Origin of the sequence: Arthrobacter phoenicis (genome assembly GCF_047238215.1) — a bacterium.
Lineage (GTDB): Bacteria > Actinomycetota > Actinomycetes > Actinomycetales > Micrococcaceae > Arthrobacter.
On record NZ_JBDFMK010000001.1, the window covers coordinates 3,589,491 to 3,604,091 of the forward strand.

Annotated in this window: 14 protein-coding genes and 1 tRNA gene; 5 read left to right on the forward strand and 10 right to left on the reverse strand. The window is 68.1% G+C overall.

Annotated features, from left to right (window positions below; all coding sequences use genetic code 11):
- Positions 1-52: 52 nt before the first annotated feature.
- From ABC337_RS17020 to ABC337_RS17030, 3 genes are all read right to left on the reverse strand, one after another.
- The gene (locus ABC337_RS17020) at positions 53-1,102 is read right to left on the reverse strand and encodes a tRNA (adenine-N1)-methyltransferase (protein ID WP_290257845.1); all 1,050 of its coding nucleotides are present in this window, start codon (positions 1,100-1,102) and stop codon (positions 53-55) included.
- Between the two features lie 136 nt (positions 1,103-1,238).
- Positions 1,239-2,423, reverse strand: a complete 1,185-nt coding sequence (locus ABC337_RS17025) for a site-2 protease family protein (protein WP_412882968.1) — start codon at positions 2,421-2,423, stop codon at positions 1,239-1,241.
- Positions 2,416-3,156: an HAD family hydrolase gene (locus ABC337_RS17030; protein WP_412882967.1), complete on the reverse strand. Its 741-nt coding sequence runs from the start codon at positions 3,154-3,156 to the stop codon at positions 2,416-2,418. Before ABC337_RS17030 ends, ABC337_RS17025 begins: the two co-directional genes overlap by 8 nt.
- Before the next feature lie 152 nt (positions 3,157-3,308).
- Between ABC337_RS17030 and ABC337_RS17035 the strand changes: the two genes are divergently transcribed.
- Positions 3,309-4,214 (forward strand): PAC2 family protein, encoded by a 906-nt coding sequence (locus ABC337_RS17035; protein WP_412882966.1) that lies wholly within the window; start codon positions 3,309-3,311, stop codon positions 4,212-4,214.
- 70 nt (positions 4,215-4,284) lie between these two features.
- Here ABC337_RS17035 and mshC read toward each other — a convergent pair whose 3' ends face one another.
- Both mshC and ABC337_RS17045 read right to left on the reverse strand, forming a co-directional pair.
- Positions 4,285-5,568, reverse strand: a complete 1,284-nt coding sequence (mshC, locus tag ABC337_RS17040; protein WP_412882965.1) for a cysteine--1-D-myo-inosityl 2-amino-2-deoxy-alpha-D-glucopyranoside ligase — start codon at positions 5,566-5,568, stop codon at positions 4,285-4,287.
- A 15-nt stretch (positions 5,569-5,583) separates the two neighbouring features.
- Complete coding sequence (locus ABC337_RS17045; RefSeq protein WP_290257850.1) at positions 5,584-6,417, reverse strand: undecaprenyl-diphosphate phosphatase; 834 nt, start codon at positions 6,415-6,417, stop codon at positions 5,584-5,586.
- Positions 6,418-6,468: 51 nt separating this feature from the next.
- Here ABC337_RS17045 and ABC337_RS17050 point away from each other — a divergent pair, with 51 nt between their 5' ends.
- Positions 6,469-7,404: an aldo/keto reductase gene (locus ABC337_RS17050; RefSeq protein WP_412882964.1), complete on the forward strand. Its 936-nt coding sequence runs from the start codon at positions 6,469-6,471 to the stop codon at positions 7,402-7,404.
- 279 nt (positions 7,405-7,683) lie between these two features.
- On the opposite strand, the gene ABC337_RS17055 is transcribed toward ABC337_RS17050, so the two are convergent.
- Complete coding sequence (locus ABC337_RS17055; protein WP_412882963.1) at positions 7,684-9,198, reverse strand: HNH endonuclease signature motif containing protein; 1,515 nt, start codon at positions 9,196-9,198, stop codon at positions 7,684-7,686.
- An 89-nt stretch (positions 9,199-9,287) separates the two neighbouring features.
- Positions 9,288-9,563, reverse strand: a complete 276-nt coding sequence (locus ABC337_RS17060; RefSeq protein WP_412882962.1) for a hypothetical protein — start codon at positions 9,561-9,563, stop codon at positions 9,288-9,290.
- 39 nt (positions 9,564-9,602) lie between these two features.
- Between ABC337_RS17060 and ABC337_RS17065 the strand changes: the two genes are divergently transcribed.
- On the forward strand, positions 9,603-9,836 hold the full coding sequence (locus ABC337_RS17065; protein ID WP_290257854.1) for a DUF5703 family protein: 234 nt from the start codon (positions 9,603-9,605) through the stop codon (positions 9,834-9,836).
- 57 nt (positions 9,837-9,893) lie between these two features.
- On the opposite strand, the gene ABC337_RS17070 is transcribed toward ABC337_RS17065, so the two are convergent.
- Positions 9,894-11,054 (reverse strand): acyl-CoA dehydrogenase family protein, encoded by a 1,161-nt coding sequence (locus tag ABC337_RS17070; RefSeq protein ID WP_412882961.1) that lies wholly within the window; start codon positions 11,052-11,054, stop codon positions 9,894-9,896.
- Between the two features lie 38 nt (positions 11,055-11,092).
- A complete protein-coding gene (locus tag ABC337_RS17075; RefSeq protein WP_412893295.1) occupies positions 11,093-12,397 on the reverse strand; it encodes a M20/M25/M40 family metallo-hydrolase in 1,305 nt (434 codons plus the stop codon).
- 150 nt (positions 12,398-12,547) lie between these two features.
- On the opposite strand from ABC337_RS17075, the gene ABC337_RS17080 reads away from it, so the two are divergent.
- Together ABC337_RS17080 and ABC337_RS17085 are read left to right on the forward strand one after the other, a co-directional pair.
- Positions 12,548-12,630 (forward strand) — tRNA-Leu (locus ABC337_RS17080).
- A gap of 303 nt (positions 12,631-12,933) precedes the next feature.
- Positions 12,934-13,299, forward strand: a complete 366-nt coding sequence (locus ABC337_RS17085; protein ID WP_412882959.1) for a hypothetical protein — start codon at positions 12,934-12,936, stop codon at positions 13,297-13,299.
- Between the two features lie 198 nt (positions 13,300-13,497).
- Here ABC337_RS17085 and ABC337_RS17090 read toward each other — a convergent pair whose 3' ends face one another.
- The gene (locus ABC337_RS17090) at positions 13,498-14,502 is read right to left on the reverse strand and encodes an IS481 family transposase (protein WP_412882958.1); all 1,005 of its coding nucleotides are present in this window, start codon (positions 14,500-14,502) and stop codon (positions 13,498-13,500) included.
- Positions 14,503-14,601 lie beyond the last annotated feature (99 nt).

Sequence of the window (14,601 nt, forward strand, 5' to 3'; positions counted from 1 at the left end):
AAGACCATAACGCGAAGAGGGCCGACGCCGGGGAAGACTTCCGAAATACGGACTAGTTCGTGACCTCGGGGCCGTCCACCACGTTGGTGCCGGCGATCGCGTCACGGGCCGCGCGCCGTAGCTTCTTGTCCGACACGGCCCGCTCCCCCACCGCGCCGGGGGTCCAGGCGTTGACGTCTTCGGCGTCGAACTCGGTCTTGGACGGGCGGCGCTTGACGGAGATGCCGGTGACGCCGTCGGCGAGGCGGCGGGTGACCAGCAGGAAGCCGGTGTGGGCCACCATGCGGTGGTCCGGGCGGACGGCCAGGCCCTCGAGGTGCCAGCCGCGGACCATGGATTCCCAGGCGTCGGGTTCGGTGAAGCGGCCGTCGGCGCGGATGGCCTCGGCGGTGCGGGACAGCTGCGTCACGGTGGCAACGTAGTTGATCCAGACGCCGCCGGGCGCCAGGACGGTCGCGACGGCGTCGAGGCACTCCCAGGGCGCCAGCATGTCCAGTACGACGCGGTCCACGGAGCCGGGTTCCTCGGTCTTGACGACCTGTTCCTGGAAGTCGCCCAGGGTGATCTGCCAGGCCGGGTGCGGGCCGCCGAAGATCGTTTCGACGTTGCCGCGGGCGATGTCGGCGAACTCTTCGCGCCGTTCAAAGGAGTGCAGGTAGCCGTTGTCGCCCACCGCGCGGAGCAGCGAGATGGACAGGGCGCCGGAGCCGACGCCGGCCTCGACGACGCGGGCACCGGGGAAGATATCCGCCATGGTGACGATCTGGGCGGCGTCCTTGGGGTAGACGACCGCCGCGCCGCGCGGCATGGAGAGGACGAAGTCAGAGAGGAGCGGCCGGAGGGTCTGGTACTGCTGGCCGACGTTGTTGACCACCACGGAGCCGTCCGGCTTGCCGATGATCTCGTCGTGGTTGAGGAAGCCGCGGTGGGTGTGGAACGCGCCGCCGGTCTCGAGGCTGATGGTGTTCATCCGGCCGCGTTCGTCCGTCAGCTGCACCCGCTCGCCCACCCGGAACGGGCCGCGGCGGCGGTTGGCGCCGGCCGGGGTCAGCGGGGGGACGTCCCCGTGAGGGGTGGCGTTGGCGGCGGTGTCGCTGCTCATGGGATGTTCCTCGCTCCTGTGACGCTGGGTGGCCGCGGATTCGGCGGCGGCCCGTGGGTTGGCCGGAGATTCACGGCCGGCAGGTAACTCTACCGGTTTCCGGCGGGGGTGGGGGTTTCCGGCGGTCCGGCGACGGTCAGCCGCGCTGTTTGCCGGTGAGGGTGTTCAGGACGGTCAGCTGGCGCAACAGGCCGGTGACGCGCCCGTCGTCGTCGATTACCGCGTAGTCCGAGCCCTCCAGCTGCGCGAGGTACGTTAGGAGTTCCGCGCCCCGGTCCGTCCCCTTGACGTAGGCGCCGGCGGTGAGCGGGTAAGCCACCGCCGTCGCCGGCGTCGTGTCGGCGAGACCGGCGGGTACCTGCGCGGCGGAAGCGGGGTCGACGACGGCGGAGGGACGCCCGTCCGGGCCGTAGAGGACGACGGCGGGGCTGCCGCCGGGCGAGAACCGCAGCACTTCGGCGACGCTGGCCGCGGCGGGGAGGCCGATGGCAGGTTCGGCCAGTGCGGCGGCGGCCACGAGCGGAAGCCGGCTGCGGTAGCGGGCCTGCTGGATGGAGGCGGTGGCGCCGAGCCAGAGGAAGCTGCCCACGAGGAGGGTGATCAGCAGCAGGGAGGTGTCCGGCCGGTTGCCGCTAAGCAGGGGCAACGCCACGAACCAGATGACCAGGGCCGCCACGATGATTCGGCCGGCCCAGCCGGCGGCGATGGTTCCCTTCTCGTGACTGCCGGTGGCCTTCCATACGGCGGATTCCACCAGGCGGCCGCCGTCGAGCGGAAGGCCGGGCAGAACGTTGAAGATGCCGATCAGGAGGTTGGCCCAGACGAAGATATTCGCCAGGGTGTCCGCGACGCCGGTCAGCTGGCCGCCGGAGACCACCAGCCAGCCGGCGCCGGCCAGAACCAGATTCGCGACGGGGCCGGCCATGGCCACCAGCACGGACTTCCCGGGCGAGGCGGTGAACTCCTCGAACTGGGTGTGGCCGCCCCAGAGGTTGAGGACGATCTTGCTGGTGGGCCAGCGGTACATCCGGGCGGTGAGGGCGTGCGCCAGCTCATGGATCAGCACCGAGATCAGCAGCAGCACGGCGTAGGCGAACGCCACGAGGTAGGCGGTTGCGCCCAGCCGGGGGTTGTTGTGCGCCAGCACCGGGCCGTAGGCGATCACGGTAAACGCGGCGATCGCGAACCACGAGTAGGCCAGAATGACGGGGATGCCCGCGATCCGGCCAAGCGGAATGCCGCCGCGCAGGGAGAACGGCTTGTCCTCGGCCGGCTTATCGGTGCGCTGCCTGCCTGCCGGGGGTCCGGACGGTTCAGTCATTGCGGCCACCGCCGCTGAAGGCCGGGGCGGGGGCGGGGGTGGTTTCGTGGCGCAGGGTTACGAGTTCCTGGAGGTCCGCGACAGTGCGGCCGGCCAGGGTGTCCCAGGTGGCGCGGCGGGGATCCTCCGGCAGCGGAACGATGTGCGGGATGGCCACCGTGGTGACGCCGGAGGCGACTGCGGCGGCGACGCCCGGGGCGGAGTCCTCGAGAGCTACGCAGTGGTGCAGTCCCAGCTCCGGGTCGGCCTCCTGCAGCAGTTCCACGGCCTTGAGGTAGGCCTCCGGGTGGGGCTTGCCCTGGGTGACGGTGTCTCCGGTGACAAGGAACTCGAAGTAGGGCTTGGGCAGGCTGGCCACGATTTCACGGGCGAGCGGCGCCTCGGACATCGTCACGAGGGCGCAGCGGATGCCGGCGGTGTGCAGTTCGTCGAGCAGTTCGCGGGCTCCGGGACGCCACGGCACTTCCTCGCGAACCAGGCTGACCACATGGCCGGTGAGCGTGTCGATGATCTCGCGGATTTCCAGCTGTACGCCCGCGTCCTGCAGGAGGCCGGCGGAGAACACCAGGGACTGGCCCACCAGTTGCATCGCCTTTTCGTGCGACCACTGCCCTCCGTGTTCCTCGACCAGCGCGTGCTCGGCGGCGATCCAGTACTGCTCGGTGTCCACGATGGTGCCGTCCATGTCCCAGAGAGCGGCTTTGAGCAGGGGTGTGGAGGCTGGCGATCGCATGCCTTCCAGTCTACGGTGCAGTGTCAGGGGCCGATTCAGTGCCGGTGTGCCGGCCGCTCCCTGGCGCGGGCCGCTACGCCGAGGGCGAAGACGCCGGACTCAGAAGGCCGGCCTGACTGCATTCGTCCGGAACTTGGACGTAGGGTGAACTCATGAATAGCTTCGACTCGGACACCCCGGAAACGGACGCCCTGCCTGAGCCGGAACGGTTGCTGCAGCCCGTTCCGGAGGGCCAGCGGATCACGGTGATGCTGGCCGCGTTCGAGGGCTGGAACGACGCCGGCGAGGCCGCGAGCGACGCCCTGCGCTACCTGAACAAGCTCTGGGGTGGCAAAAAGGTCGGCACCATCGACGCGGACGAGTACTACGATTTCCAGTTCACCCGCCCGGTCATCCGACGGACCGCCTCCGGCGACCGCAAGATCAAGTGGCCCTCCACCCGGATCTTCAAGGCCAGCGTGCCGGGCTCGAACGTGGACGTCATCTTCGTCCAGGGAACCGAGCCGTCCTATAAGTGGCGCGCCTACACCGCCGAACTCCTGGTCCACGCCGAGGCGCTGAACGTCGACTACGTCATCCTGGTGGGGGCGCTCCTGGCGGATGTGCCGCACAGCCGCCCCATCCCGGTCAGCGCCTCGACCGACGACGCCGCCCTGCGCGAACGGATGGACCTGGAGGCCTCGCAGTACGAGGGCCCGGTGGGGATTGTCGGCGTCCTGTCCGAGGTCGCGCTGCTGGCCGGGCTGCCGACCATCTCGCTCTGGGCCGCCGTGCCGCACTACGTGGCGCAGGCGCCCTCGCCGAAGGCCCAGCTGGCGCTGCTGCACCGGATCGAGGAGCTGCTGCAGCTTCCGCTGGACACGCAGGAGCTGGTGGAGGACGCGGACGCGTGGGAACGCGGCGTGGACGAGCTGGCCACCGAGGATCCCGAGATCGCGGCCTACGTCCGGCAGCTGGAGGAGGCCAAGGACACGGCCGACCTGCCGGAGGCCAGCGGCGAATCCATCGCCCGGGAGTTCGAGCGGTACCTGAAGCGCCGGGGCAAGGACAAGCCGTAGGAACTCCTTAACCTGCAAAGCGCCGGCGACCCTGCCAGAGGGTCGCCGGCGCTTTTGCGTTGGTGGTTGCCTAGAGCTCGATACCGAGCAGGGCGTTGACGGCGTCGGATACGAGGGCTGCGTCGGTGGCCGAGGCCGGGGTGTCACCGGCGGCCAGGGCGGCACCGGCCCAGGCGTCGACGGCGGCGAGTGCCTCAGGGGCGTTGAGGTCGTCCGAGAGCGCGGCGCGCATCTGTTCGATCAGGGCCTTGGCGGATCCGGCGGGTGCGGACACGAGGGCCTTGCGCCACGAGTCGAGGCGGCCTTTGGCTTCCTCGAAGCCTTCGGCCGTCCAGGACCAGTCGCTGCGGTAATGGTGGGCCAGGATCGCCAGGCGGATGGCGGCCGGTTCCTCGCCGGCGGCACGGAGCTTTGAGACGAGCACCAAGTTGCCCTTGGACTTGCTCATCTTCTCGCCGTCGAGGCCCACCATTCCGGCGTGCGCGAAGTGCTTCGCCAGCGGTGTCCCGGTCAGGGAGTAGGCATGGCCGGCACCCATTTCGTGGTGCGGGAAGACCAGGTCCGAGCCGCCGCCCTGAACGGTGAACGGTGCGGGCAGGTACTTCTGCGCGATGACCGTGCACTCGATGTGCCAGCCGGGGCGGCCCTCCCCCAGTTCGCCACCGGCCCAGCGGGGCTCACCGTCGCGGGCCACGCGCCAGAGCAGCGGGTCCAAGGCCTGCCGCTTGCCGGCGCGGCCCGGGTCGCCGCCACGCTCGGCGAAGAGTTCGAGCATCTCCGCGTCGGAGAGGTGTGACACGCAGCCGAGGGTCCAGGCGTCGTGGTTCTCGGCCGAGTGCTTGCCCGCGGCTTCGACGTCGTAGTAGACGTCGCCGTCGGGCTCACCGTCCGTGCCGGCAACCCAGTAGGCCAGGCCGCGCTCAAGCAGGGATTCGATGGCGGGGACGATCAGCGGGATGGCCTCGACCGCGCCGATGTAGTCATCCGGGGCGAGAACGTTGAGGGCTTCCATGTCCGTCTGGAAGAGCTCGATCTGGCTGGCGGCGAGGTCGCGCCAGTCGACGCCGGTCGCCGTCGCCCGCTCCAGCAGGGGGTCGTCGACGTCGGTGACGTTCTGGACATAGGCGACCTTCTGACCGCCGTCGCGCCATGCCCGGTTGAGCAGGTCAAAGGCGACGTAGCTGGCAGCGTGCCCCATGTGGGTGGCGTCGTAGGGCGTGATGCCGCAGACGTACATGGACTGCTCCCCCGCCGCGTCGAGGGTTACGGGGCCGCCCTGGGCGGTGTCGAAGAGACGCACGGCGGGCATGGTGCCCGGCAGCTGAGGAACGGGGCGGGAGGTCCAGGATTTCACAGACCAAGCCTAGTGCTAGGCGCTGATGACATTGAAACCGAGCAGTAGGTACAGCGCCAGGCCCAGGAGGATGCGGTACCAGACGAAGAGCCGGTAGCTGCGGGTGGAAACGTACTTGAGGAACCAGCCGATGATGACGTAGCCCACCACGAAGGCGATCACGGTGGCCAGGCCCGTTTCGGGGAGGCCGTAGGGGCCGCTGAGGCCTTCCTTGGTGAGCACCTTGTAGAGCTGGTAGAGGCCGCTGCCGAAGACGGCGGGGATGGCCAGGAGGAAGGAGTAGCGGGCGGCGGCCTCACGGGTGTAGCCCATGAAAAGGCCCGCGGTGATGGTGCCGCCGGAGCGGGACACGCCCGGGATGAGCGCGAGGGCCTGGGCGAAGCCGTAGAGGATGCCGTGCTTGTAGGTGAGCCGGCTGAGGTCGCGCTCCTGCCGGCCGGTGGCGTCGGCCACCGCAAGGATCATGCCGAAGACGATCAGCATGGTGGCGACGATCCAGAGGCTGCGCAGCACGGATTCGATCTGGTCCTGGAAGAGCAGGCCGAGGACGATGATGGGGAGGCTGCCGAGGATGACCAGCCAGCCCATCCGCGCGTCGGGGTCCTGGCGGGAGACCTTGCCGGTGAGCGAGCCGAACCACGCCTTCACGATCCGGACGATGTCGCGCCAGAAGTAGACGATCACGGCGGTCTCGGTGCCCAGCTGCGTGATGGCGGTAAAGGCGGCCCCGGGGTCCGAGGCGTCCGGGAGGAACTCCCCGACGATCCGAAGGTGGGCGCTTGAGGAAATCGGGAGGAACTCAGTCAGTCCCTGCACAAGGCCCAGAAAGGCCGCTTCTATCCAGTTCACGTTTATAGACCCTACCGGTACGGCCGGCCGAAGCACCGTAAGCTTGCAGGCATGCAGCAGCGTTATGTCGGCAACAGTGGGTTGCGTGTCTCGTCCCTGTCCCTTGGCACCATGTCCTGGGCCGGTGAGACCGATGAGCAGGATGCCGCTGCCCTGCTCCATACCTTTGTCGACGGCGGCGGCACCCTGATCGACACCGCGGCTTCCTACGCCGGCGGCCGGGCCGAGGCGATGCTCGGCAGCATGCTCAACGACGTCGTGGCGCGCAGCGAGGTGGTCATCTCCACCAAGGCGGGGCTGACGACGTCGGGCGCCCGCCACAGCGTGGACACCTCGCGCAACGCCCTCCTCTCCAGCCTCGACGCCTCCCTCGCCCGGCTGGGCACCGACTATGTGGACCTCTGGTTCGCCCAGGCCTGGGATCCCAACGTGCCGCTGGACGAGACCCTGGCGGCCCTGGAGTACGCGGTCCGCTCCGGCCGGGTTCGCTACGCGGGCGTCTCCAACTTCTCCGGCTGGCAGACCGCCAAGGCTGCGGCGGTGGCCGGGTTCCCGCTGGTGGCCAGCCAGGCCGAGTATTCGCTGCTGCAGCGCAAGGCCGAGGCCGAACTGATTCCCGCGGTGGAGGACGCCGGCCTGGGCCTGATGGCGTGGGCTCCCCTGGGACGCGGCGTGCTGACCGGCAAGTACCGCGGCCACATCCCGGCCGACTCCCGCGCCGCCCAGTCGAAGCTGGCCGCCTATGTCGAGCCGTACCTCGAGGGAAGCGCCTCCAGCGTGGTCGAGGCGGTTGCCATGGCGGCGAAGGGTCTGGGCCGCAGCATCCTGGACGTGTCCCTGAGCTGGCTGTTGTCCCAGCATGGCGTGGCGACGGCGGTAGTGGGCGCGCGCACCCCGGTGCAGTTGAAGGAAATCCTCGACGCCACGCTCGCACCCCTGCCGCCGGAGATCGCGGTGGCGCTCGAGGACGTCTCCAGCCCGGCATAGGGCCAGGTTAGGCTCCTCTCCGTCCGTCGCTGATCCACTGCGGCGGGCACTGCAGAGAGTCGATCTTGGATCGCCACCGCTCTATGGCTACCAACCCTGGCCCGTCCTATGGCCGAGGGCAAGCGACCTCTCACGATGCTGGCCCGCTACTGATCATCCGTCATGTGCCGGCCCTGGGCACGTGCCTTTTCGTCTCGCACGATTTGTAGGCAACTCTCAGCCCGCACTTCCCGTTTTCTCCACGTTGGGCGGCGCTTCCATACCTTCCGATCGCTGCCTTCATTGTCTGAAGTAGTGGTTTTGTCGGGGTTTTTGGTGGGGGTCGAGGTGGGGTGGCGGGATGTACCAGGGAGTCCCGGTTCGGGTTTGGGTGGTCCATTGTTCTTTGTGGATCAGGTGATGGTGGTGCGAGCACAAGAGGACACCGTTGTCTGTGCTGGTCGGGCCGCCGCGGGACCAGTAGTCGATGTGGTGGGCTTCGCACCAGGGCGCCGGGATGGTGCAGCCGGGGAAGGTGCAGCCCTTGTCGCGGGCGGTGATGGCTTTGCGGATGTGGGGCGGGAAGATTCTGCTGGTCCGGCCGATGTCCAGGACCCGGCCCTCGGTGCCGAGGAGGACGGGAATGATGTCCGCGTCGCACGCGATCTTGCGGATGGTGGCGGCGGTGACGGGTCCGGCGAAGGCTAGCGACCCCGACGCGGTCCCGGTCAGTCCGAGGGGCGCGGACGCTGTCAGGCTCTTAGAGGCAGGTCCAGAACTCGCCGTGAGGCGGGTGAGGAGGTCGCGGTAGTCGATAGTGACCATGACCTGGGGTCGGAGACCTCCGGCGGCGGGCAGGCCGCCGCCGGCGAGGGAGATTTTGGAGCCGGCGACCAGGCCGTCGAGCAGCCGTTGGGGCCGGGTCCGGAGATCCAGCCGCTCGTCGGGCACACCGGGTTCGGCGGCGAAAGCGTCCCCGCCTCCGGCCGGCGTCCCCGTACCGCTATTGGTTCCGGTGCGGGGGTTGGTGGCGGTGTTCATGACCGTGAGGAGGTGTTCGAACTGGTCGGTGGTCGCGAAGATTTCCAGGTGCTGGAGACCATGCCTGGGTCGGCGGATGAACGCGCCCTGTAACTGGCGGAGGAGTTCTTCGGTGGGCTCGGCGCCGTCCTGGTCGAGGCCGTCGACCCAGCGGCGGGCGACCCGGGTGAAGAAGTCCGGGTCGTGAACCGCAGCGACAGTGGTGAGGGTTTCTTCCATCCGGGTCAGTGTGGCGGTGTCGGCGAGGAGCCGTACCCGGTCGAGTGCTTGCGTGATGATGGTCGCAGACCGGGACGGGACCTCCCCTTCCGCGAATGCCGCGGCCAGTTCCTCGTGAACGGCTGGAATTCGCTGGCCGGTCAGCCCGACACGGGGCAGCAGTTCCCCGGCCAGGCATAGTCGCCGGTGGGCTTCGGGGGTGCTGATCCGTAAGCGGTCCCGCAGGAAGTCCGTGGTCCGCCGGTACCCGTCCCCCACCGGCCCCGACTTTGACCGCTCAGAAGCATCGGCTGAGTCTGCTGCCGCGGCTTGGGTGCGGGTCCGGTCGACCGCGCCCACCGCCACGACCTGCAGGAACTCCACCGACCGGGCGAGCTCCTCCACGTCCCCGGCGAAAGCCGCCGCCTCGGCGAAACCCAGGAGCCCGGCGTCGTCAACAGCGGACGCACAAACGTCCCGCAGCGAGGCGGCGATATCCCCCAACGCAATACCGCCGCGCCCGTCATTGACCGGCCGGTAAGCCGGAAGAAGCGAAACCGCGAAGGGAGTTCCCATGCATTAACGATGCCAAGGGGGTCTGACATTATTGACCGCTGACGCGGCGGGCTGGGCGGGAAACCCAGCCGTGGAGTTAGGGGTCTCCCCTAGTCCTGGAGGAGCTCGAGGTCTTCCTCGTCGTCGACGGACTCACGCTCGTCGTCGTCGTCTTCGTCATCGTCCTCATCGAGGACCTCCAACGGCGTGACTTCGCCGTACGCTTCGTACAGGGAGTCGTCGTAGACTTCAAAAGCATCGGCAACGGCAAAGAAAGCCGCCTCTACCGCCGGATCACCGTCGCTACGCTTCGACGCTGCGGCGGCCAGATGCTCCTCCAAAGCGGAAGTGAGTGACTGAAGCGCGACACGCGGATCGATGCTCATGACTTCACGTTAGCCCGAAAAAGACGAAAATGGAGAGCGATGAGGGAACATTTTCTGAACAGCTCGGTCCGTCGGGAACGGGACTATGCACGTCAGTACGAATACCTCGTACTGACGGTCAGCCCTGAGGATTCCCTGCCCGAGGCGCGCCGCCTGCTGGCCGCCCACTCCGAATACGGCAAGTGGGAATTGGAACGCAGCGTCCTCTACGTTGGCGGGAGCCGGCGCTTCTGGCTCCGCCGCAAGGTCATCCAGGTCCAGCGGACCGTCTAAGACCCCCAAAGACCTCTAAGCGGCCCCAAAGACCTCTAAGCGGCCCCAAAGAACCCGCTACCCCTCCATCGGCCCCAGCCACGAGTTGGCCACCGTGTTGTGCGCCGACTCGTCGTCGGACGGGTGGAACATCCCCGCCAGTACGTCCCGGTAGAGCCGTTCCAGCTCCGAGCCGCGGAAGTAGCTGGACCCGCCCGAAACGCGGATCGCCAGGTCCACCACTGTGCGGGCGGTCTCCGTGGCGCGCACCTTGACGCCCACCAGCTTGGGGAACCACTGTCCGCCGTGGTCGGCGAGGGCATCGACGTCGGCCGCCACCGTGGCGAGGTAGGGGTAGAGGGCGTCCATGGCCATCGCCGCGTCCGCGACCTTCCAACGGATGTCCGGGTCCTGGGCGTAGCTGCGGCCGCCGTTCTTGTAGGAGGTGCGCCGCTTGACCGCCTCCACGCCCAGCTGCAGCGCGCGCTCCCCCAGGCCGGTGTACACGGCCGCTAGGAGCGTCTCAAAGCAGGCGAAAATGGCGAAGATGAGCGGGTCCGCGTTGGGTCCGACCGGCAGTTTCCGGAAGATCCGCTCCGGCGGCACCACGGCACCCTCGAGCAGCGTGGTGTTGGACTGGCTAGCGCGCATTCCCAGCGTGTCCCAGTCAGAGAGGATCCGGTAGCCGGGGGTATCGCGGTGGATGAAACCGTGCACCAGTTCGCCCTCGCCGTCCCGGGCCGAGGCGTTCTTGCCGAAGATGCCCAGCCGGGTCCAGGCCGGTGAGAGGCTGGTGAAGATCTTCCGCCCGGTGAAGGCGTAACCGCCGCCGGGCTGCGGGGCGGCCTCGGTGCGGGAGTCGAAGAGCACGGAGTCGTTGCCGGCCTCCGAGTTCCCGAACGCGAAAATCTCCCCCTGCGCCGCCTCCTTCAGGATGAAGTCCAGGGAGGAATCCCCGCGGGCGGCCAGGACGTGGGCGACGCCGGTCCACACCAGGTGCATATTGATCGCCAGCGCGGTGGCGGGCGCCGCCGTCGCGAGCCGCCGCTGCAGTTGCGCCGCACCCGACAGCCCGAGTCCCAGCCCGCCATCGGACGCCGGCACGAAGATCTTCAGGTACCCGGCGTCGGCCAGGTCCTGCAGGTCTTCGGTGAAGAAGGCGTTGTCGCGGTCGTAGCCGGCCGCCCGGGCGCGGATCTTGTCCAGCAGCGCGTCGGGGAGGATTTCTTCGGGTGTCACGGCGTGGAGGGGCCTTCTGTCGGGAACGGCGGTGCCGTCTAGTAGTTGGTCAGCAGCGTGTTCAGCACCCGCGCGCCGAACTTTAGTGAATCGGCCGGTACGCGCTCGTCGACGCCGTGGAACATGCCGGTGAAGTCCAGCTCGTCGGGCAGCATCAGCGGTGCGAAGCCGTAGCCGGTGATGCCTAGCCGGCTCAGCGACTTGTTGTCCGTGCCGCCGGAGAGCGTGTACGGCAGCACCTTCGCGCCCGGGTCCTCGGAGTGCAGCGCATCGATCATGGAGTCCACCAGGTTCCCGGCGAACGGGACCTCCAGGGAGACGTCGCTGTGGACGTAGCTGACGTCGACGCCGGTGCCCGCGAGTTCGCGGACGATCTCGAGGACCTGGTCCTGCTGGCCGGGCAGCGTGCGGCAGTCCACCAGGGCCTCCGCGGACTCGGGGATGACGTTGTGCTTGTAACCGCCCTTGAGCAGGGTGGGGTTGGTCGTGTTCTGCAGCGTCGCGCCGACGAAGCGGGCCACGGTGCCGAGTTCCTGGAGGATCTTGTCCGGATCGTCGGGATCGAATTCGACGCCGGTGAGCTCCGTGACGCCGTCGAGGAACTGGCGGGTGGTGGGCGTCAGCTCAATCGGCCAGCGGTATTCGCCGATCCGGGTGACGGCGGCGGCCAACCGGGTCACGGCGTTGTCCGTGTTGATCTGCGAGCCGTGGCCCGCGCGGCCGTGGGCCACGAGGCGCAGCCAGGAGATGCCCTTCTCGGCGGTCTGCAGCAGGTAGGTGCGCTGCCCGCCGATGGTGGCGGAGAAGCCGCCCACCTCCGAGATGGCCTCGGTGGCGCCCTCGAAGAGTTCGGGGCGGTTGTCGACGGCGTAGCGGGCGCCGTACGCGCCGCCGGCCTCCTCGTCGGCGAAGAACGCGAAGATGATGTCGCGCTTGGGTTTGCGGCCGGTGCGGGCGAAGTCACGCAGGACCGAGAGGATCATGGCGTCCATGTCCTTCATGTCCACGGCGCCGCGGCCCCAGATCAGGCCGTCCTTGAGCTCGGCACCGAACGGGTCCACGGACCACTGCTCGCGCTGGGCCGGCACGACGTCGAGGTGGCCGTGCACCACAAGGGCGGGCGCGGAGGGATCCTCGCCGGCCATGCGGGTGACAACATTGGCCCGGCCCGGGGCGGACTCGAAGATCTCGGCTTCCAGCCCTACCTCGGAGATGAGACCGGCGGTGTATTCGGCCGCGGCCCGCTCCCCCGGACCGGATCCATCACCGTAGTTCGAGGTGTCGATCCGGATCAGCTCCTGGCAGATCCGGACGACTTCATCTTCGGGCCGAATGTTCGTCATCTCGCTCCTCGTGGCAGTGGCTCAGTGCTCCGTTCAGCCTACCCACAAGCCCCGATTATTTGTTTCCGAATCTGCGTGCTAGAGTCTTTCTCGCTGCTTCCGAGAAAAGCAAAACGCTGAGAGGCGGAAATCTTCCCGGAAATACCACCTGCGCGGGTGGCGGAATGGCAGACGCGCTAGCTTGAGGTGCTAGTCCTCGAAAGGGGGTGGGGGTTCAAGTCCCCCTCCGCGCACAAAGGGAAAGCCCCCGGAATCCAAGGATTCCAGGGGCTTTTTCTATTCCCGTCCACGCGAACTCGGACTTCGCCCACGCGGCGGAGAGCAGCCCGTATCCCTCCGCACACATTAGGTTTAGCAGGAGCGACCTGCACGGCACCGATCCACGGGGGGAACACCATGGCCAGCAGCACCGAACACGCCGACGTCACCGACAACGTCCCCGACGAACTCTTCCAGCGCCGGATATTCCGGTCCTGGGCTGCGGCGGTATGACCCGCGGCGGGCGGGAGTCGCCAGTTCCTGATAGGAAAGACACCGTGACTTCACCTGAGGACAAGCTCTACGACATCCACAACCGTCCGGCCGACTGGGACCTCCGGTTCTCCATGATCATCGGACTGATTATCCAGACGGCCGCCGGAGCGGTGGTCCCGTTCCTGATCCTCTACTGGGCCGGCGTCCGCCAATGGGCACTCACCGGGATCCCCTTTCTGTGCCTGATCGCGGCGCTGTGGCTGAGCGTGCGGTACCTGAAGTGCCGCGGCGCGAAAGTCAGGGCACTGTACGCGGACCACGGCGGAAACACGGCCGGCACCAGCGACATGCTCTTCGGCCAGATGACCTACAGCATCGAACCCGACGGCCGCTGGAAATGGCCCGAACCGTCCTCGAGCACAGACTAAAGACACACCCCCGAGGTGTCCGTGAAGATCCGCGGCCAGCTCGCCGGCGCCGACGCCATCAAGCGCGACCTGGCGAAGGCTTCCGACTTATCATCGCTGCAGTCCTGGCCGGTGCGGGACGACCACTACGCAGGGCCGGTCCGAGAGCACCTCGACGTCCTGCCAGCTCCGGCGTCCCGCCCACGACCCCTAGATGTACTAACCCGGTTGGTTAGTGACGCGGGTGTTGGGCGAGGCGCCCTTGAGTGCGGTGTGGGGCCTGCGGTGATTGTAGTACTCGAGGAAGTCCGGGTAGCAGGCTTGCCGTTCGGTTTCTGAGGTGTAGGTCTTCGCGTAGGCCCATTCCTCTTGGAGGATGCGGTTGAAGCGTTCGACCTTGCCGTTGGTTTGCGGCCTGTAGGGGCGGGTGCGTTTGTGGCTGATGCCTGTTTCTGCCAGGACAGCGGCAAACGCCCGGGATCGGTAGCAGGAACCGTTGTCCGTGAGTACCCGCTGGATCTTGACGCCGCGGTCGGCGAACGCGGCGATGGCGTTGCGCATGAATGCCGAGGCGGTTTCCTTGGTTTCATCGGGCAGGATCTCGGAGTACACAAACCGGGAGTGGTCATCCAGGGCGTGGTGCAGGAAGGTGTAACCCCGGACCTGGCCCCGGTCCTTGCGCCGGCCATCGGCGAGGTTCCTGGCCCGGGAGTTCGCCTCGCCCTGAACCCGCCCGTGGACGCGGTGCCCGCCGCCGTTGGGGATACGGCCCAGTTTCTTAATATCCACGTGGATCATCTCCCCGGGCCGGGGGTATTCATACCGGCGGGCACGCTCACGGCCGCGGACCCGGATCCCCGTGGCAGGGTCAGTGAACCGCAGCGGCGGGCACAGGTACCGGGTCAGGATGCGGTGGACCGTGGAGACGTTCAGATGCAGGCAGTACGCGATCCGGGCCGGACCCCACCGCCGGCTCACCCGCAACCCGAGCACACGCCGCTCGGTGCGGACCGGGGTCCGGTGCGGGCAGGTCAGCGGCCGGCTCCTGCGGTCCTCCAGGCCCTCTTCGCCCAGCTCCCGGTACCGTCGGGACCAGCGCGCCGCCGTCGGGACAGAGACATTGAACCGCTCCGCGGCCCGCCGCAACGGCCACCCATCAACCACGATGCACCGGGCCAGCTGCAGACGCCCCGCATGGGCCAGAAACGCGTTACGGTGGGACACGAGGACCTCCTGGTTTGTGTTCGCTCTCGACAAGCACCACACAACACCCGGAGGTCCTCTTATTGCTTCACATCAATCCCGTGTCACCAACCTGCCGGG